General features: G+C 39.5%; 12 protein-coding genes. 4 read left to right on the forward strand and 8 right to left on the reverse strand.

The genetic code is table 11. The features are described from left to right. Positions 1 to 776 precede the first annotated feature (776 nt). From ACJVDK_RS13135 to ACJVDK_RS13145, 3 genes are all read left to right on the forward strand, one after another. Positions 777 to 2,612, forward strand: coding sequence for a M61 family metallopeptidase (locus ACJVDK_RS13135; protein ID WP_443937122.1), 1,836 nt, complete (start codon positions 777 to 779; stop codon positions 2,610 to 2,612). A 9-nt stretch (positions 2,613 to 2,621) separates the two neighbouring features. Continuing rightward, positions 2,622 to 3,926 carry a M20/M25/M40 family metallo-hydrolase gene (locus tag ACJVDK_RS13140; protein WP_443937123.1) on the forward strand — a complete coding sequence of 435 codons (1,305 nt, stop codon included), beginning with the start codon at positions 2,622 to 2,624 and terminating at the stop codon, positions 3,924 to 3,926. A gap of 167 nt (positions 3,927 to 4,093) precedes the next feature. After that, complete coding sequence (locus ACJVDK_RS13145; RefSeq protein WP_443936436.1) at positions 4,094 to 5,629, forward strand: IS1182 family transposase; 1,536 nt, start codon at positions 4,094 to 4,096, stop codon at positions 5,627 to 5,629. A 156-nt stretch (positions 5,630 to 5,785) separates the two neighbouring features. Here the strand turns inward: ACJVDK_RS13145 and ACJVDK_RS13150 are convergent, their stop codons facing one another. From ACJVDK_RS13150 to ACJVDK_RS13185, 8 genes are all read right to left on the reverse strand, one after another. Beyond that, positions 5,786 to 6,685, reverse strand: coding sequence for a PorP/SprF family type IX secretion system membrane protein (locus ACJVDK_RS13150; RefSeq protein WP_443937124.1), 900 nt, complete (start codon positions 6,683 to 6,685; stop codon positions 5,786 to 5,788). 10 nt (positions 6,686 to 6,695) lie between these two features. After that, complete coding sequence (locus ACJVDK_RS13155; protein ID WP_443937125.1) at positions 6,696 to 13,223, reverse strand: YDG domain-containing protein; 6,528 nt, start codon at positions 13,221 to 13,223, stop codon at positions 6,696 to 6,698. Between the two features lie 10 nt (positions 13,224 to 13,233). Continuing rightward, positions 13,234 to 14,385: an ABC transporter substrate-binding protein gene (locus ACJVDK_RS13160; RefSeq protein ID WP_443937126.1), complete on the reverse strand. Its 1,152-nt coding sequence runs from the start codon at positions 14,383 to 14,385 to the stop codon at positions 13,234 to 13,236. A 3-nt stretch (positions 14,386 to 14,388) separates the two neighbouring features. Beyond that, on the reverse strand, positions 14,389 to 14,979 hold the full coding sequence (locus ACJVDK_RS13165) for a phage tail protein (RefSeq protein ID WP_443937127.1): 591 nt from the start codon (positions 14,977 to 14,979) through the stop codon (positions 14,389 to 14,391). A 24-nt stretch (positions 14,980 to 15,003) separates the two neighbouring features. Continuing rightward, positions 15,004 to 15,960 carry a hypothetical protein gene (locus ACJVDK_RS13170; protein WP_443937128.1) on the reverse strand — a complete coding sequence of 319 codons (957 nt, stop codon included), beginning with the start codon at positions 15,958 to 15,960 and terminating at the stop codon, positions 15,004 to 15,006. A gap of 268 nt (positions 15,961 to 16,228) precedes the next feature. Further along, positions 16,229 to 16,753: an adenylyl-sulfate kinase gene (cysC, locus tag ACJVDK_RS13175; RefSeq protein WP_443937129.1), complete on the reverse strand. Its 525-nt coding sequence runs from the start codon at positions 16,751 to 16,753 to the stop codon at positions 16,229 to 16,231. Positions 16,754 to 16,756: 3 nt separating this feature from the next. After that, a complete protein-coding gene (locus ACJVDK_RS13180; RefSeq protein ID WP_443937130.1) occupies positions 16,757 to 17,698 on the reverse strand; it encodes a hypothetical protein in 942 nt (313 codons plus the stop codon). After that, entirely contained in the window at positions 17,699 to 18,379 is a 681-nt protein-coding gene (locus ACJVDK_RS13185) for an aspartyl/asparaginyl beta-hydroxylase domain-containing protein (RefSeq protein ID WP_443937131.1), read from the reverse strand. Positions 18,380 to 18,492: 113 nt separating this feature from the next. Here ACJVDK_RS13185 and ACJVDK_RS13190 point away from each other — a divergent pair, with 113 nt between their 5' ends. Next, positions 18,493 to 19,458 carry a phytanoyl-CoA dioxygenase family protein gene (locus ACJVDK_RS13190; RefSeq protein ID WP_443937132.1) on the forward strand — a complete coding sequence of 322 codons (966 nt, stop codon included), beginning with the start codon at positions 18,493 to 18,495 and terminating at the stop codon, positions 19,456 to 19,458. The last annotated feature ends 411 nt before the right edge of the window (positions 19,459 to 19,869 follow it).

Here is a 19,869-nt window from a genome sequence, read left to right on the forward strand (position 1 = left end):
TAGTCATTGTTTACTCAAGCCCTATTCGGGTGATTTTTCTTTAGAGATTGCTTTTCCGAATGCTCCTATCGGGTGGACACATCTTTGCGGTTTGTATTTGAACAAATAGGTAAGTAATTGAGGATTTAATCAAATAAACAATTTCTTCATCGCCTAAGCGGCGGCGGCCTCCTTCTTTTTTCTTAGCAAAAAAGAAACAAACCCGAAAGCAATGCAATTGCTGAGCGCATGAACACCGATAAAAACAATAAGAAAAGGTGAATAAACCGAAGGACGCTCGTCAATCCCGAGCAGCGGATAAAAACCAAAAACGGTTACAGAAACATTCGAATTAGAAGCGTCGAGCCTTGTTCAATTCAGTTTTGTGGGTGAAGTTAAATCTGGTTACATAAAATACATTCCTACAAAACCTAGCGAGACCGTTTTTGTTTTGAGAATTGGGCTTGAGCGAAAAGCGGCCTAGCTGGATTGACAAAGGCTTTTGTTTCTTTTGGTCTTCAAATGAAATTGCCTTGCCGGCAACGAGGCAGGAAAGCCTAGTGCTAGCGGGAAATGTTTTTTTGAACCGAATAGAGAGAGGTTCACACGATAGGTGCATTCAGAGACCCTTTCCGAAAATCGGAAGCAATCTCAGCAAATTAATTCTCGAAAAGCTCCATTATTAAAGAAACTCATGCTTTTAATAGCAACAATTGTAAAATTAACATCTAAACTGGACAATTTCTCTCAACATTTTACATAAAAACGGTAATTTAACACTTCCAAATTCTTTTTTTATGAAAAAATTTATTGGCGCATCTGTACTCAGTTTGCTATGCATCTGTACCTATGCCCAAAACGAAATCCGATATGCAGTTTCTTTCCCTAATGTGGTACATCACGAAGCGGAAATTAGTATGTTAATTCCCAATGTTCCAGCGGGTAAATTAACCCTGCGAATGAGTCGCTCGTCACCAGGCCGATATGCTACGCACGAGTTTGGAAAAAACGTGTACAACCTAAAAGCTTTTGATGATGCTGGGAAATTGTTAACCTTAAATCAACCCGAAGGCGATGTGTATGAAATTCCGAATCACGGAAAAAATGTAAAAATTACCTACACCTTATTTGGCAACTGGATTGACGGAACCTATGCCGGTTTTGATGAAACCCATGCCCACATGAATATGCCGGCTACTTTTGCTTTCCCGTTGGGGATGGATGACCGCCCACGCTTACTTTCCTTTTCGGGTATTGATCAATTGAATTGGAAAGTTGCCACACAGCTGAAACCAACTGAAAAGGGTCTTTATTACGCGCCGAATTTGCAATATTTTATGGATAGCCCTACCGAATTGGCCAATTACAAAACTGCCAGTTGGGAAGTGAAAAATACCGATGGGAAAATTCAAACCATCCATTTAATGGCGCATTCGAACGATAGTCAAAAAGCGATTGATAGTTACACAGAAAAATTGAAACGGATGGTTGATGAACATTTTGCTGTTTGGGGCGAATTTCCGACCTACGATTACGGCAATTACTATTTCCTAGAGGATGTATATCCAGAAAATGCAGGAGATGGTATGGAGCACCGAAATTCGACCTCAATTGTGCAACGCACACCAAAAATTGAAGGATACGAAACAAATTTATTAGGCACTTTTTCGCATGAATTTTTTCACAGTTGGAATGTTGAGCGTTTACGCCCAAAAACCCTTGAACCTTTTAAATTTGAGCATGCGAACATGAGCAACGAGCTTTGGTTAGCCGAAGGTTTTACCCAATATTACGGAAACTTACTTTTAACACGTGCGGGATTAAAAACCGTTGACAACGCGACACAGACCTTTAACGGAATTGTAAATACCGTGCTAAACTCGCCAGGAGCAAGAAATTTCTCTCCAATCCAAGCCAGTAGATATGCCGTTTTTGCCGATGCAGGCGTATCCATCGACCAAAGCAATGGACTGAATATTTTTACGTCGTACTACACCTATGGCGCATCGGTTGCCCTTGCTTTGGATTTACGTTTACGCAGCGAATTTAAGCTTACGCTTGACGATTACATGCGTGCTTTGTGGAAAAATTACGGTAAGCCTGAAATCCCCTACACTGTTTCCGATTTAGAAAAAATTTTGGGAATCGTTACTAAAAATCCTGCTTTTGCTAGCGATTTCTTTAAAAAATACGTGTATGGAACAGAGAAAAACGATTATGCCAAGCTGTTATTAAATGCTGGCTTGGTGTTACGCAAAGCGAACCCAGGGAAAGCTTTTGCTGGCTTTGGTCGAATTAATTACGACAAAGAAAAGGCCATTATGGGTCAAACTTTACAAGGTACGCCGGCCTACAATGCAGGTTTAGACGTAAATGCCGTTCTTTTAACCGTTGATGGCGAGGAAATTAAAAACCCGGCAATTTTAGAGCGCATTACCGCAGCGCATAAGCCTGGCGATATTAGTGCAATTACCTACCTTTATCGTGGTGAAGAAAAATCGACCAAATTAACCTATGCGGAAGATCCTACTTTAGAGCTTTTATCGATTGAAAAAACAGGCGGTTCACTAACTCCAGCGATGCAAAACTTCCGCGATAATTGGCTAAACACACAAGTTAAATTGAAAAAATAAAAATTACATATGAAAAAAATAGTTCTTTTAGGTATTGCCGCCGGACTATCAAGCTTACAGCTTCGTGCGCAAGACATCAACAAAATTATTACCCGCGAATACGCCGACCATTTAATAAAAACGCTTAGTGCCGACGATATGCAAGGTCGTGCTACTTTTACGCCAGGGATTGATAAAGCAGCGACCTTTATCGAATCGGAGTTTAAAAAAATTGGATTACAGCCTTTAACGGGAGAGAAAACCTTCCGTCAGAGTTTCAATAAATACCAAACAAGCAACTTAACTACATCGGTAACCATCGATGGAAAAGCATTTGCTCCTGAAAACGTTATGATATCGGGTTTATCGGCCGAAAGCATTTCGTTAAGCAAAGCAAATACCGAGGTGGTAAAATTAGATCCTGAAAAACCTTTCCCCGCTCAATTTAGAGCACTTTCGGAAACTAATAAGAACCTGTTAGTGCTGGTTGATTCAAAATTTGCCGATTTATTTAAACGCTACAAAGGTTTCTTGAATCGCCCTTCGGTTGTGGACGAAAAGGATTTAACCAAAGCCGCCACAACTAAAGTTTTTGTTTTGGGTACCGCCTCAGCCGATGCATTTTCTGTTGAGTTAAAAAACAACATGAAAAAAATGCCTTTGTTTAACGTTGCCGGCATGATACCCGGAAAATCGAAAGCAAAAGAATTGGTTATCTTTTCGGGCCATTACGACCATTTAGGGATTATCAAAGCCGTTAACGGCGACAGTATTGCCAACGGTGCCGACGACGATGCTTCGGGTACTACCGCCATGATTGCTTTAGCCAAATATTACAAAGCATTAAAAAACAATGAACGTACCCTAGTTTTTGTTGCCTTTACGGCTGAGGAAATTGGTGGTTACGGTGCTAAATATTTTTCAAATAAGTTAAACCCGGATGATGTAGTAGCCATGTTTAACATCGAAATGATTGGTAAAGACTCTAAATTTGGGAAAAACACCGCTTTTATTACCGGTTACGAACGTTCTGATTTTGGAAAAATTTTACAAAAGAATTTAGCAGGAACGGAGTTTACCTTCCATCCAGATCCGTATCCAGATCAAAACTTATTTTACCGCAGCGATAACGCAACCCTTGCTGCGTTAGGCGTACCGGCGCATACCATCAGCACCGATAAAATTGATATTGATGAATTGTATCACTCTGTAAAAGACGATTATAGTTCTTTAGACGTGGAGAACATTTTATCGACCATTAAAGCCATCGCAAAAAGTGCAACCAGCATTATTAATGGAACCGATACACCAACTAGAATACCGAAGTTAAAGTAATATACTAAACCTATAAGGTTTTAAAGACCTTATAGGTTTAAAGCAAGTAGAGGCTGTCTCAAAAAGGCAGTCTCTTTTTGTTTTAAAAAAAGTTGATAAATTCTTGTTTAATAATTTTGTTTAATCATTTGAATTTCAGATATTTAAGTATAAATATTTAGAAATTTATGTCGTCAAAAACCCCTGTTTTCAAGCCTTATTACCAAGATCAGATGATGGCTTTTCCACCTACATTTGACGAATTAATAACTGCAGGGCACCCAGTTAGGATAGTTAACGATGTGATAAACAAAATCAATATCCAAAGCCTGCTAAATGCCTATCAAATCAAAGGCAGCTCGAGTTATCACCCTCAAATGCTCTTAAAGATTCTAGTTTATGGGTATGTAAGTAACGTTTATAGCAGCAGGAAACTAGAAACTGCTTGTCGGGAGAATATTAACTTTATGTGGCTTAGTGGAATGAGTTATCCAGATCACAATACCATTAATCGTTTTCGCGGGGTTCGTTTAAAAGAACACTTGCGCAAAATATTCGAAGAAGTTGTTTTGTTATTAGCCGAAGAAGGCTTATTGAGTATAGAAGAAGTTTATACCGATGGCACCAAAATAGAGGCAAATGCCAATAAATATACTTTTGTATGGAAAAAGGCTATTCAAACCAATAAAGAAAAGATGAAGTTGGCTTTAGCCGATATTTGGACTTATGCCCAAAGTATAACTAAAGCTGAAGATGAACTTCCTGATCCACCTGATTTTACCGAAATAAATAAAGAGAAAGTACAAGCAACGGTAGATAAGCTTAATGAAGTATTAGCTGATAATCCCGATGCAAATAAAAAGATTAAAAACAAGCTGAAATACATCAGTAAAGAATATCCAAAAAAGATAGCTGAATATGAGGTAAAAGAGGCTATTTTAGGTAATCGCAATAGCTACAGCAAAACCGATGAGGATGCCACATTTATGCGTATGAAAGAGGATCATATGCGTAATGGCCAGTTAAAAGCGGGTTATAATGTACAGATATCAACCTCAAACCAGTTTATTGTAAACTACACCATTCACCCAAACCCAACCGATACCACCACTTTAAAAGCCCACATCGAACAACACGAGACCAGCTTTGGCAAAAGTTTAAAAAGCATTACCGCAGATGCAGGATATGGTAGTGAAGAAAATTACGAACTATTGGAGCAGAAAGGAATTGAAGCTTATGTTAAATACAATATGTTCGACAAAGAGCAAAATGAACGATATACCAGTAAGAAAAGCTTTCAAGCCGACAAGTTATTTTACAACCAGGAACAAGATTGTTATATCTGCCCAATGGGCCAACAGATGCATTACATTGGCGATGCAAAACGAAAAACCAGTACCGGTTTCGAACAAACAAGTAAAAGATATCAAGCAAGAAATTGCAGCAATTGCCCATTAAATGGTGTTTGTCATAAATCGCAAGGAAACCGAATAATAGAAATTAACACTAATCTACTCAGCCATAAACAAACAGCTTATCAATTGCTAAACAGCGAGAAAGGAATTGAGAAGCGAAAGCAACGATGTTATGATGTTGAGCCAGTTTTCGGAAATATTAAACAGAACCAAGGGTTCCGCCGCTTTATGCTCCGTGGAAAAGAAAAAGTGGCAATAGAATGGGGATTATTGGCAATCGCACAAAATATAAGGAAAAAAGCAGCTTAAAAAGACTGTTTTTTCATGCTTTTTGAAAAATTGAACAGCTAAAACTGATTTTAGACCATACCATGTCCAAATGATACCAAATTGGAAATAAAATAAAAAAGAGGCCGTCTCGGTATTTTGGGACAGCCTCTACTTGCTTTATTTCTAAATCTTGTATTATCTAAAATTATACTTTAAGCTCACTTCAAACTCGCCGTTGCTGTAATTTTGTAAATCGGAAGTATTCGAGGTGTACATCGCCAAAATATTTAAGCGGTTTTGATAGGTGGTACCCACCCCAACTGACACGCTATTTGTAGAATGGTAAATGGTATTTAAAAATAATTTGTTCCCCCAAAACTGTGCATTTACACCTACATCAACAATGTCTTTATAATTTTGTACTCCTCTATAGGCAACTTTTGGTTCAACTAAACTTAAAACGCCTGATGGGTTGAAAAATTTATAACCAACCGCCGCAAAATAAAGCGACCTATCAACTACATTTCTAGAAAAATCGCGGTCGAAAAGGCTTTTTAAATTAGGCAAAGATCCTTGGATGTTTAATCGTCTGTTTCGGAAAGCGAAGCCAAAATCTCCATCAAAATATGCCTTTCTTTGATTAAAATTTGCGAGTGATAAATCCGATTGATTCCCGCTTACTTTTCCAAAATCAATCCATTCGTTCATAAAGCCTGCTGACAAACCAAAATCAAGAAAGGAGTCATCGTTATTAAGCGGCAAATGATATGCATAGGTTCCTTTAAAACTGGTACGTTGAATTACGCCGGCATTTTCATTGTAAAACGCTAAACCCAAACCTACTTTCCCACTATTTGAACCATAGGTGCCAGTAACCGATTGCATGGTTGGTGCTCCTTCTATTGCTGTCCATTGAGCTTTATACCCTGCATTTAATTCAAAACCTTTCTCAATTCCAGCCATTGCTGGATTGGCTAAATATTGATTTTGATAGTAAATAGATCCCATTGGATTAAGCTGACTATATGCGGTAGCACTTAAACAAAGCATCAATAAGATTAAAAAATTTCTTTTCATATCTAGTAGTATTTTCATAAAAATGATTTTAGTTATCCCGAACAATTGTAATAAAACCCTTTCTTATGCCTATTCCTGAGCCAAAGTCAATTATGTAGTAATAAGATCCCTCTGGTAAAAATTCTCCATTATAGGTACCGCCCCAAGTGTTATTGTATCCTCTCATTTCGAACAAAGCCCTCCCTGCACTGTTAAATATTTTAACCATGTTGTTTGGATACATGTCAATGTTTTCAACAATCCAATAATCATTTTTACCATCGCCATTTGGTGTAACCACATTCATAATGCTCAATGCTTGGAAATCAGCTCTAACCTCTAAATTGAATGTTTGTACACTGCTTCTTCCGTATTGATTAAAGCCTGTTACCGTATATGTAGTGTTTTGTGAAGGGCGTACGGTTAAGGTAGCTCCATTTTGTCCACCAATAATTCCACTGGCATTACTCCATTGATAGGTTAAAGCTCCGCTTGCTGTTAAAACAGCCGTTTCGCCTTTGCTGATACTGTTTCCTTTATTGCTGCTAATGGTAATAATTGGTGCGGGATTATCAACAATGGTTAACGATTGCGATACGCTGGTTGCAGCCTGATAAGCTCCATCGCCTGCTTGCGATGCGGTAATGCTTATTACGCCTGCGCGAAGTATTTCTATTTGATTTCCATTTATGACTCTGGCAATAGCTGGATTACTACTGGTGTAGGTAATTACCAAACCCGAAGTTGAAATAGCACTTAAAGTAAACACTGGATCGGTCGACAATTTATTGGCAATTGTCGGGAACGATATTGTTTGCGGCATGCTATTCACCGTTAGCTTTCCTTGAACAAAGGTTATGCTATAGTTGGCTGCTACTGCTGCTGATGCCGTAATTGGATATACTCCTGACACTGAGGTAACAGTGGCAGTGGTGCTAAGACTTACTGGGGTGCTCAATACAGAAACTCCTTCTGACCCTGCAAAGCCACTGTAACTAGCCGTTAATGTTGGGTTAGCCACACCAAATGCTCTCGTTTTATCGTCAGCAGTAATGGTTAAGGCCTTTTTATTAATTTGGAGTGTTGCTGGTACTACTGTAACCGAATAATTTGTTCCGGCAGATAGGGTGTTCAGATTAATGTTGTAAGTTCCAACATTTTCACCTGCTACACGGTTCAACACACCCGAAAGTGCATCGGTACCTACCAGCGCACCACTTGGTAGCGTATACGTTAATGCAGGATCTACATCGCCGTACGTTTTTGTTTTCGCTGCTAAAGTGATTGTTATGGCTTTTGCCGTAATATTCGCCGTTGTTGTGGCTACGGTTCCCAAGGTGTAATTGTTCGCTTTTGCACCTGCAAGCGTCATGCTGGTTGAGGTTACCGTTTTAGCGGTACCTACATTCGCATTGGCAAAAGTAGCTGTTCCACCTGTTAAGCTTACATCAGCCAAATCTGCGGTTAAAACACCCGTTAATGTTCGGGTTAAAATTGCCGCGGTTGTAGTAGCGTCGTATACTTTATTATCGGCCGTAAAGCTTCCAGTTATCGTTTTTCCGGTAATGTTTGCGGTAGTTGTTCCTACTGTTCCCAAGGTATAATTACTTGCTTTTGTACCTGCAAGTGTCATACCTGTTGAGGTTACGGTTTTACCAGTGCCTACATTCACATCAGCGAAGGTAGCCGTTCCGCCCGATAGCGTTACCTTCGCAACATCAGCTGTTAGCACACCTGTTAATGTTCTAGTTAAAATAGTTGCTGTATTTGCTCCATCGTACACTTTATTATCAGCTGTGAAATTACCCGTTATTGTTTTTACAGTAATATTTGCGGTGGTTGTACCTACTGAAGTTAGGCTATAATTATTTGCCTTTGTTCCGGCAAGCGCCATTCCTGTTGACGTCACCGTTTTACCTGTTCCTACATTTACATCGGCAAAACTGGCTGTTCCGCCTGATAGGCTTACATCGGCTAAATCGCCAGCTAAAACTCCTGCTAAGGTTCGGGTTAAGATAGACGCTGTTGTTGTACCATCGTATACTTTATTATCCGCAGTGAAACTTCCTGTTATGGCTTTTGCTGTAATGGTTGCGGTCGTAGTTCCTACCGAGCTTAGGCTATAATTACTTGCTTTTGTTCCGGCAAGCAGCATTCCTGTTGACGTTACTGTTTTACCAGTACCTACATTTACATCGGCAAAAGTGGCTGTTCCACCTGAAAGGCTTACATCAGCTAAATCGCCTGCTAAAACACCTGTTAAGGTTCTGGTTAAGATGGTGGCTGTATTTGCTCCGTCGTATACTTTATTATCAGCTGTGAAATTACCTGTTAAAGTTTTTGGGGTAATGTTTGCCGTAGTAGTACCCACTGAAGTTAAACTGTAATTACTTGCTTTTGTTCCGGCAAGTATCATTCCTGATGAGGTTACTGTTTTACCGGTTCCCACATTTACATCGCCAAAGGTAGCCGTTCCGCCTGATAAGGTTACATCGGCAAGATCAGCTGTTACCACACCGGTTAAGGTTCTGGTTAAGATCGATGCTGTAGCGGTACCATCGTATGCTTTATTATCGGCCGTAAAACTTCCTGTTATAGCTTTTGTTGTAATATTTGCAGTAGTGGTTCCTACTGAGCTTAGGCTATAATTACTTGCTTTTGTTCCGGCAAGTACCATTCCTGTTGACGTTACAATTTTTCCTGTGCCTACGTTTACATCGACAAAAGTAGCTGTTCCACCCGATAAACTTACATCGGCTAAATCGCCAGCTAAAACACCTGTTAATGTTCTTGTTAAGATGGCTGCTGTATTTGCTCCATCGTACACTTTATTATCCGCAGTAAAATTACCGGTGATGGTTTTTGCAGTAATATTTGCTGTCGTAGTTCCCACTGTTGTTAGATTGTAATTAGTGGCTTTTGTTCCAGTAAGGGTCATTCCAGTTACACTTACCGTTTTACCTGTCCCTACACTTACATCACCAAAAGTAGCTGTTCCGCCTGATAGGCTTACATTGGCAAGATCAGCCGTTAGCACGCCTGTTAAGGTTCTAGTTAAAATTGATGCAGTATTTGCTCCATCGTACACTTTATTATCCGCAGTAAAATTACCAGTGATATCTTTTGTAGTGATATTAGCAGTGGTAGTCGCCACCGATGTTAAATTGTAATTCGCAGCTTTTGTTCCGGCGAGGGTCATTCCGGTTAACGTTACCGTTTTTCCTGTACCTACATTTTCATCACTAAAAGTGCCTGCTCCGCCTGATAGACTTACATCAGCCAAATCTCCCGCTAAAACACCCGTTAATGTTCGCGTTAAGATAGTCGCTGTATTTGCTGCATCGTACACTTTATTATCGGCAGTGAAGTTACCGGTTATATTTTTTGCATTTACGGTTAATACTTGAGTAGCATCAGCCGCAGCATCGAATCCCGTGCTTGCCGCTTGTTTTGCGGTAATGGTAGTTGTACCCTTTCCAACAATGTGGATGGAACCTGCAACAATTGTTGCTACGCTTAGGTCGCTACTGGTGTAGGTAATTGCATTAATTCCAGATGTTGCACTCGTTGCTCCTGGATTAAAATCGGCATTGCCATAGGTAGTACTTGCAGTTGAGGCAAATGTGATTGTTTGAGCTGCATTCGCTCTGTTAACCGTAATTGTATAGGTTTTTTCTATTACACCATTTTGTGCGGTTACTTTAACATCGAAGGTATTATCTCCAAAATTTAAGGCCGCTGCGGTGGTTTGAACTCCACTGGTAATGGCTGTATAGGCTCCTCCATTTACAGATAAACTCAATGTTGCCAATGGAGCAACGGTTGTTGCGGTTAATTGGAACGTGCTGATAGCACTTGTCACGCTTGCCGTATAGGCGATTGTTCCTGAGGCAAATGTTGGAGAAAGCGTTGCCGTTCCGGTTAAGGCAGATAAATTGGCATTGGTATAATTGGTGTCTTTTAATCCGAAGTCAAGATCGGTTCTATTCGCTCCTGAGCTCAATGAAAAACTTGCGGTTGCCGGCGTTCCTACACCATCTAAATCGTAGGTATTTTCATACGTTAGTGGGTATCCAGAAATGGTTACGGTATAACTTGATGAAGGGTTCAAGTTTGAAAAGCTGTACGCTCCCAACGAAGAAGTTGTGGTAGTTTGGTTAACTGCATTCCCAAACTCATCGGTTCCGGTTAATGTTACCGTAACTCCATTTACCCCTAGTTCACCAACATCTTGTGCGCCATCTTCATCTAAATCTAACCACACAAAATCGCCTACACTCGCCGCCTCGCGTTTGGTTAAACTAAGTGTATAAATTTTGGTTACCGACGCATCTTCTGCTGTAACGCGCACATTAATGGTATTTAATCCGCTGATAAGTGTTAATGCCGCTGCGGCTCCATTGGTAGCCGAAACATAGCCTGCTCCATTTAAGCTTATTTCTAATGTTGCGTGACTTTCGGCCCTTGTTGGCGTAAGGTTAATAGACGTTGTAGTAAACGGAACAACTGCCGAATAACTGGTTACACTTGAACTAAATGTTGGTGTTAAAGTACCTGCACTTATGGATAGCGAAGCCAAATTTGCATTTTTAGATAAAACGCCCGACATGGTAACCGGATTACTGGTTAAATCTGCGATAACCACCGCAGCATCTGCTCCGGCGTTCCAATCTTCAGTTGCGCCTAAATTATAGCTAGTTGCATCGCTTGCTGTTAAACCGTTTTGTGTTGCAAGGTTTTTTATTGCCGCAATATCGGTAGCACTTAAAGTTAATGTAAAACTGGTTGCTGAGCTAAGCTCTACATTTGACGTATTGGTTAAGGTGTATGGCGTCCCGCCTTCGCCCGTAATGGTAAATTTATTGGCAACAATATCGTTGTTAACTCCGCTCAGCGGAAGAAATCCTGTTCCGGTTACCACCAAAGCACCTGTTCCTACATTGTAGGTAGCCGAGGTAATGGTTGGAACTGCCACGTTGCTTACCGACAGAGCATTGGTTAGATCTTGATTTACCGACGAAGGAACATCGCCTGCAGCCCAATCTTCTGCTGCGCTTAAATTAAAGGTTGTTCCTCCAGTTGATGTAAATCCATTTTTGTTTAAAATATAATTAACAGCTGCTTTATCAGCTGCACTTAAAGTAAGGGTAAAAGATGTTGCATTTGTAATTTCTACATTGGGTGTTGTTGTTAAAAGGTACGTTGCCCCGCCTTCGCCAACAAATGTAAATTTATTGGCAACAATATCGTTTGTCACTCCAGCAAGGCTTACAAAGGCTGTTCCAGTTACAACTAAACTTCCTGTGCTTGCATTGTACGTAGCCGAAGTGATTGTTGGTGGACTTGGAATTCCGGTAACATCGCTGCTTTTAGTACTTTCATTAAATGCATTATCTACGGCCGAAATCCGGTAATAATAAGTTGTTCCATTTACTAAACCTGAATGTGTATACGTGGTTGTTCCTGCCGAAATAGAAGCAATAAGTGTAGTAGGCGAGGCCGATGTACCGCCGTAAACTCGGTATCCTAATAAATCTATTTCAGTGCTTGCTGTCCAATTTAATACGTTTTGAGTACTTCCAACTGCAACTGCTAAACCAATTGGAGTTGAAGGTGGAGTTACATCCGCTGCCGTTAATTTTAAAACATTTCCTCCAGTAGTTCCGTTATCGCCATCGGCTATAAAACCAGTTGTTCCTACAAAAGCTACACCCCAAGGATAAAAGAAAGCAGATGCATTTAAACCCGTTACAACATCGGTAGGAGAGCCGGTTGCATTGGTATATTTAACTAATTTATACGCCGATCCAGAACCCAGTCCTTCAGTTGAATAGATATTTCCAAAATCATCTAACGTAAAACTACTTGCATAGGTATTGGTTGAAACGGCTGTTACGGTTGTATACGCTGGAGCAGCTAGTTTAGAGATCCCTCCTTTGTATGTATTTGAACCATCAATACTAAAAGGTTGATTAAAAAAGATATCTCCATTCGTTGCTATGGCTAAACTGGTAGGATAACTTACGCCGCTAGCGGATAAAATTCCATGGTAAATTTGAGTTCCGGCCGAATTAGATGTTGTTAAATTGCTGTACTTAACGATGGCATAATCACCGTTAGCCACATTATATTCTGTTGCGTACAAATTATCGGCTTGGTCAAAAGCTAAAGCCGTGAAGTATCGTCCTGTTTGAAAATCAGAGGACGAATAAACTCCAAAAGAACTTGTTAACTTAATAATCTTACTAATATCGTCTTTAAAACTGGTGGTAATATACACATCTCCATTACTGGCTACGGCCAAGCCCCAAGGAAAAGTGGCTGGTTCGTTGGTTAAGCCCGAATAAATAACCGTAGGTGAGCCTGCTCCACCCGTATATTTTACCACTTCATAAGCTGTTGCCGAAGAGGCACGCGTTACATACACATTTCCACTTGCATCTTTAGCTAAAGCCGAATAAAGGCCATTGCTTTCTAAAATGGTTTGGCTATACTGTGCAAACACCTGAACAGTGCTAAGCAAAAAAAGAACAATCACAGAAACAGTAAGAAGTCTTTTTGTACGTATATTTTTCATAATAAGCGTTTTAAACGGATAAATATGGATTTTGCCATCCACTTAAAGATTCCTCGAGAATAGTTGAGGTATTAAAAGCAATAGCACTGGATTGAGTTAATATAGTTTGGTGAATATTATTCTCGTTGGTTTGAATTTTAACAATATCAATTGGTGGTCGTTCCTGATTGTGTGATTGCATCAGCACTTGCCCTCTTGGACCTACCAAGCCCTGCGATTCTAAATGTTGTTTGGCCTTTTGCAGATCTCCCTTCTTTAAATAGGAGCTCATACTGGATAAACAAAGGCCAATTTCGTAGCCCATCATTCCAAAAACATTGGCTTGTTGTTTTCCAAAATCTTCAAATGTTCGTACAAAATCGCGGTTATTTCTACTTTCTGTTTTCCGGTTCCAGCTGGCGCTGGAATAAACGGTTAAGCCTAAATGCCGAACATCTTCCAGCATATCTTCGTAGGTCATATTTTCGGCTAAGAGCAAGGGTACCGAATCGTAAAACTTGCTATTTCTCCATTGCACTAAAAAATCGTTTCCTAATTTTCCGGTAAAAATAGCGTGAACATAATTTGGTGTATCTTTTTCTAAAGCGGCGAAAAAATCATCTAAAATTAGTCCATCTTTGTTGGCCTTTGCTTCGGGTAAAATCAGGCTATTCAAACGTTCAGCGCCTGCAGAGCCTGCTCCTGCTAAAAAGGCTGCATTTAAATTGAATCCAGCTTCGTAAATCGGTGCTACAATTTGACCGTCTTTTCCAAATTCTTGAACCGCCCATTGCCCTAAAGCAAATTCTGCCTGCCAAAAATTCATCGAAATTAGGCCAATATTGGGTCCAAAGCCTTTATCGGGTGGAACTAGTTCGCCCATATCAAAGAACAATCCTATTTTTCCGTGGTTCTCTAAAATTGGCTGAATTTGGTCCAACACTTTAATGTTTACCATCCCCGTTAGGGCATCAACCCCTTCAAAAAAAACCAGTTTTTGAATTGCTTCTACAACGGTTTTTGCATCTCCTTGTCCAACGTAAACGGGTATAAAAGCAAAATCCTGTTGACTTAACTTTAAGGTATTGGCAGCACAAAAAAATCCCGCCATCACATGTTGTGCGTAATAAGGATAAATGCCCGAGTACGGCATTAAAAAACCAACTTTTAAGGGTCTATTCAATGTTTAGTTTCTTGATGGGAATATTCCTTCCATTGCAATACAATAATTTAGCGCCAGGTAAGGTTGCATAATAGAAAAAGGTTGACTACCTCCTGTTATTCCAATAGTTCCTGTTGAACCTCCACCTGTTTGATTCAGCGATACCGGTGCAGCAGTTGCCGTAGTGTAGGTATTTAATGTCTGCGCATTGGGCCCAGAACCAATTTTAGGGCTATTCGCCAAGCGATTTCCACTTGCAGTACTCGCATTACCTACGCTTGCATCTGAAAAAGTAGGAGCAGTACTACTTTGAATTACGGCTGCATGATTATGAGCAGGCATATGATTTATTGTCAAAGTTGTATTTTCTACCCCACCAACTTGTCCCCAAGTATATGTAGATAAACCTGGACCTTGTCCTACTCCAATTGCTGCTCTTCCTCGTAAATCTGGGAGTGCAAAAGTGTTTTGGCCATTTCCTCCATAGGTTGTTCCTAACAACGAAAACAACGCTGTATTCTGACTGATAGCCAATAACTGCCCAGAGCATGTTGCCCAACCACGAGGGTTGAAAGTAAATCCAAAAAGGCTAATCATTCCTAAAAATGGTTCCATATCAATATGTTTTAATTTTACTATTTAAATTCTATTATTTACTGCAAATGCATTAATTGAGGCCAATTGCTGATGAAGTTCTACCCGCGTAGTCAAACCAGGCAAATGGCGTTGTAAATCAAGCCCATTACGCTCCTTTTCGGTCGTGTAATCAAAACTCATTTTAGCCAAAGAAAGCCCTTTGCTATGGTTATTGCTAAGCATTACTTCTTGCTTTGATTGATTTCGCACAATCCAAAGTTTACTTTGACTTTGCTTGGCATTACCGCCAATCACCAAATCAACACGCTCGGAATTTTCGGCTAAAACCCGATTGTTAAGTCCGTTATTTTTTTCGAAACCCAAATGGGCTAAGCAAATGACCATATCGCATTGATGCTTTTCGCGCAAAATTCGACTAACGCGGTTTAAAGCCCGAGTGGGGTTACTCACCAGAAGTCCTTTCATTTTCACTTGCTCGCCTACACCGGTAACACCTACTTTAAATTTTCCGTAGCTGAGTATTTGGTAGGGTTTAACAGCGTTTCGGATGTTTTTATCTTCAAAATGATAGTTACAGCTCAGCAGCGGAAATTGAATGCAAGGCAATAAGCTGGCAAATCCATCGAGTCCATTTACTAAATCAGCCGCACTTAAATTAACCCCGTGGTAGTTAATTTTATTCATCAACTGAATGGTTTTTTCCTGATTTGTACTGCTTGCATTTTCCTTTAAAAAGCCTCCAGCATCGAAAAGCAAGGTTGCAACTTCATGGTTATTAACCGTAGCAAAAACATTTTGTAAGCCTCCAAAATCACGGTAAACAGGATTAATTTCCCCTTTCAAATCGTTGGTATACATCACATTTAACTGCGACTTATTTACCGAATGGGTATTAATCGTTTTAGCTAAGCCTGCAACCGCATCTATTGAATTAGCTGCAACTAAACTACCAGCAAAAAGGAGATTTTTCTTAAGGAAAGATCTTCGATAGGGATTCATATTGTTAATTTGGTTAAAACAAATATGTATCAAAAAAATAATTTTAACAAGACCATCCGTTTAGCAATCACAATAATAGCTCAAAGAATACGTTGCACATTTTATAAATATGCCCAAATTCGCCAGAAAGGTCGTTTTATTGGAAATAAAAAATTTCATTCAGTTCATTCATGAGCGTAAAAAGTTTCAAAAGCAACACAATTTTACCATTTACTGTAAAAATATAGACACAACTCTATATTATAAAATACATACAACGACACCCCTTCTAAATTAAAGTGTCAATAAATTGCTTTAGTAACGAGACACTTTTGACTATTGAGGTTTTCGATGTGTTCAAAATTAGGGATGCAAAGGTAGGTTCTTCAAACACATCATTTACTCCAGTCAAATTGTGGATCTTATTTTTATCGTTTTGCGGAAGTGCTGCTTTTTTATACAAGCCTTTAGGGTCGCGATTTTTCAATTGCTCTAAACTGCATTCTATGTAGACCAATTTTGCGTCAAATTGGTTTTTCAATTGTATTCTCCCTTGCTCATACGGATTTATAGCCGCTATAATAATTAAATCGTATAGATTTTGTAACTCCCAAGCTAAATTTCCCAAACGACGCACATTCTCTATTCTATCGGTTTTGCTAAAACCCAAATCTCTGCACAAGGTTTTTCTATATTCATCTCCATCCAATAAAAGAACGCGTTTCCCTTCTGCCTGCAATTCTGCTTGAACGGCAATTGAAATCGTCGTCTTTCCCGCTCCTGAAAGCCCTGTAAATTGAAGAATTAAGGCCATTTTTTAATGTTGAAGGTACTTTGATAAAAGCCGATAAGCGGCATCTGTTTCGGCAAAACTGTAGTGTTCATTTACAGGTTCCTCCTCTTCAAAAGGTTTATCCGGATATTTACTGTGATAATTTAAACGTTCTTTTGCTTTCAGTAAATCGATATCCGCTTGCGTACACGCGGTAAAATCATCCAACATATTTGGTATGCCTTGCGCATAATCATAAAAATAATTTAAGGGATGCTTCTCCTTTGCTACAGCATAAAAAGCCCGATAAAACTCTCGAATAACCGCTGCCGTATACAAATCAAAATTTTGATAATGCGCTTCGGTTATTTCCACATTTAAAACCTTAGACGAAACGATGTTCGGTATTGCGTGCAAGCCCCTTCTTTTTTGATGGGATTGAATCACTTTTGTTGGTTCTCGATATAAAAAATAAAACGGTACTGTCGGATACCATTCGCGCATTTGCTGATAAAAATGAACATGCCAGCTATCCAATTTCACATAATAATTGGTTTGATTTAATCTTCGCTGCTGGCCCATAAATTTTATTGCGGCCTTAAATATCCTCTCCGTCGAAAAATTCTCGAACTCCGCCTGCTCATCCGCTCTAATTATCTGATCCAACAAAGGTGCTTCTGGAATTACAACGTTCCGAAAATCGGTTGCTAGAGCTTGCGATAGGAGTGTAGATCCGCAGCGCGATATATGAAATATAAATGCATTGGGCTGAATGGAATGAATATTTTCGGCTTGTTCCACTAAAAAATCGACGGAAGATTGCGGTCTATACTTCGACCGTTCCTGCATTCTCATTCTACAAAGACTGATGGTTTCATCAAAAAAAGGCTCTTGAATAAAATGCTCTTGCAAATCAAGCCAATCAACACTCCAACCGGTTTCACTTAATTTCAACTGATAAGGAATCCAATTTTTTAAATCCCCCATCTAATTCGCTTTTAATTGTTCTATAAGTTGTCGCGCAGCATCTGTATCCATCTTTTCTAACTCCGCAATCATCATCTGCTTGGTTTGCTCATCGTATTGCGGCACTTCATGCTGCTCTATCACATACCCATTTTGTTGAAACAAAGCATCACTCCATTCATTCCGTAAACCATCAATCACCAAATGAACCCGAACTGTATCTCCTTCATTTTTAATGCTATGCGTATTTTCAAAATCGATATACCAACACGAACCTTCCTGTAAAAAAAGCTTTTCTCCCTCTAAATCAAAAAACACTTTATCGTTGGTAACAATGGGAATATGAATACGAAACGTACCATTTTTGTAATTGCAACCTCTATCTCTATGGGGCCTAATTTCGCTGTTAGGATGCAAAGCCATTAAACGAATAGCCTCCGTTTCGCAATTCCAAGAAGCAATTATGGATTGGATGTAGGGCAGTTGAGCAAGAAGGCCGGTATTGGTATAGCTAGTTACACCGTAGTTCGAATAAATATCGTTTTCGTTTCCGGTTGATGAACGCAGAGCGATGCTTTTCCAATCGCCATTGTAATCTTTTGAGTTAAAATGGTTATTCCAATTCATCTGCAAACAGATGACCAATTCTTGCTTTAACAGCGCAGCTTCGTACTGAAATGGAAATTGAATGTATTTTAACACGTGAATAGGAATTTTGAGTAATGTTAATTAAGCATTTCGATATTCCCAAATTAATCTCTAATTTAATCTTGTAATAGTTCATCCAAAAACCGCCAAATTATCACCAAATTCCGTTGAAAATTCCAGCCAATTTAACGTCTGTAAAATGCTCTTTTTTAAGTACTTTCAGGCAGCGACATTCTGCAATCGCACAAAAAAGGCAGGCCGATGATGCCTTTTTATCTACTGAAAAAGTTTTTTTTGCCACTTTTCAGCTCGGTATTTTTGAAGTTTACGATTTTTTATACAACCATTGCAAAAGTGATGTAGATTTTGAAAACTGGCTCATTAATTTAAAAGGTCTTTCTTTTTATGAAGATGCTGTAAATCGCTTGAACGCATGGATTGAAAAAAGAGGAGAGAGCAGCTCAGTCGGCAGTATTCAGGTGCTTCATAGCGAACAAATAGCCTTTTGGAAAGAAAAGGGCTACCTAAAAATTGAAGGTGTTATTGACGCAGAGCGGTGCGACGCCGTTGTAGAAATGATTTGCGATGAGCTAAAAGTGGATTTGAACAATCCCGAAACGTGGTATCCGCAACACGAAAAACTTCAGGGTTTAATGTTACAATTATTTCAGGCAGAGCCTATGGAAGCCATCCGACTTGATCCGTTGATACAACAAATTTTCAGTCAGCTCTACCAAACCGATGCCATTTTGCCCAATACCGGCTGCCTGAGCTACAACCCACCCATAACCGAGCATTTTTCGTTTATGGGGAGTCCTTTACATTGGGATATTGATTTTGCCAAAGGGCCACAAGAGTACATTCAAGGCTTACTTTATTTAAACGATGTTCCTGAAAACAGGGGCTCTTTTAGCGTTTTACCCGGCTTTCATACCCAAATAGCGGATTTTCTTCTTGAAAATAAAGATCCTGAGCAGGCCATGCAAATCCTCCGAAACTTAAAAAAGGAACAAAACATCCCTGGCAAAAAAGGCGACCTCATTCTTTGGCTAGAGGCACTTCCACATGCTGCAACAGCCAATACCTGTACCCTCCCTCGTTTTGTGCAATACATTAGTTTCGCAAAATTATAGCCCTTTTTTCTGGTAAATTTTTAACTAAAATTCTTTTTTTAATAAGAAATTCTCATTCAATCCCACACGCAACTTAGCAAACTCCTTTACAGTAATTGGCAAAAATAATTTCGTCTTTTTGAAGAATTAATCTGCTGAGATTGCCTCCCCGAATGCTCGGAATAAATAGCTCACAGCCAGCTTCTCTATGACGCACCGAATAACCGTTTTTGCGAGGAACGAGTTGCTCCTAGACTTTGGTGCCTGTTGCGAATATCCGTAAAGGCAATCTCTAAAGAAAAACATCCCGAATAGGTCTTGAACAAACAATAATTACCTCAGTTTAGCAGGATTTAAAAATTGGATAGACGAAAGAATTAAACCGGTTAAGGATGAAATTTTTTCATGTATGATTTCCCTTTTTTGTGAAGA

This window comes from Pedobacter paludisoli, assembly GCF_052344095.1.
GTDB lineage: Bacteria > Bacteroidota > Bacteroidia > Sphingobacteriales > Sphingobacteriaceae > Pedobacter.

Bases quoted from the DNA above. Each gene is read 5' to 3' on its own strand.
- ACJVDK_RS13155 (WP_443937125.1), bottom strand. From the start codon at position 13,223: ATGAAAAATATACGTACAAAAAGACTTCTTACTGTTTCTGTGATTGTT.
- ACJVDK_RS13165 (WP_443937127.1), bottom strand. From the start codon at position 14,979: ATGGAACCATTTTTAGGAATGATTAGCCTTTTTGGATTTACTTTCAAC.
- ACJVDK_RS13135 (WP_443937122.1), top strand. From the start codon at position 777: ATGAAAAAATTTATTGGCGCATCTGTACTCAGTTTGCTATGCATCTGT.
- ACJVDK_RS13140 (WP_443937123.1), top strand. From the start codon at position 2,622: ATGAAAAAAATAGTTCTTTTAGGTATTGCCGCCGGACTATCAAGCTTA.
- ACJVDK_RS13150 (WP_443937124.1), bottom strand. From the start codon at position 6,685: ATGAAAATACTACTAGATATGAAAAGAAATTTTTTAATCTTATTGATG.
- ACJVDK_RS13180 (WP_443937130.1), bottom strand. From the start codon at position 17,698: ATGGGGGATTTAAAAAATTGGATTCCTTATCAGTTGAAATTAAGTGAA.
- cysC (WP_443937129.1), bottom strand. From the start codon at position 16,753: ATGGCCTTAATTCTTCAATTTACAGGGCTTTCAGGAGCGGGAAAGACG.
- ACJVDK_RS13145 (WP_443936436.1), top strand. From the start codon at position 4,094: ATGTCGTCAAAAACCCCTGTTTTCAAGCCTTATTACCAAGATCAGATG.
- ACJVDK_RS13170 (WP_443937128.1), bottom strand. From the start codon at position 15,960: ATGAATCCCTATCGAAGATCTTTCCTTAAGAAAAATCTCCTTTTTGCT.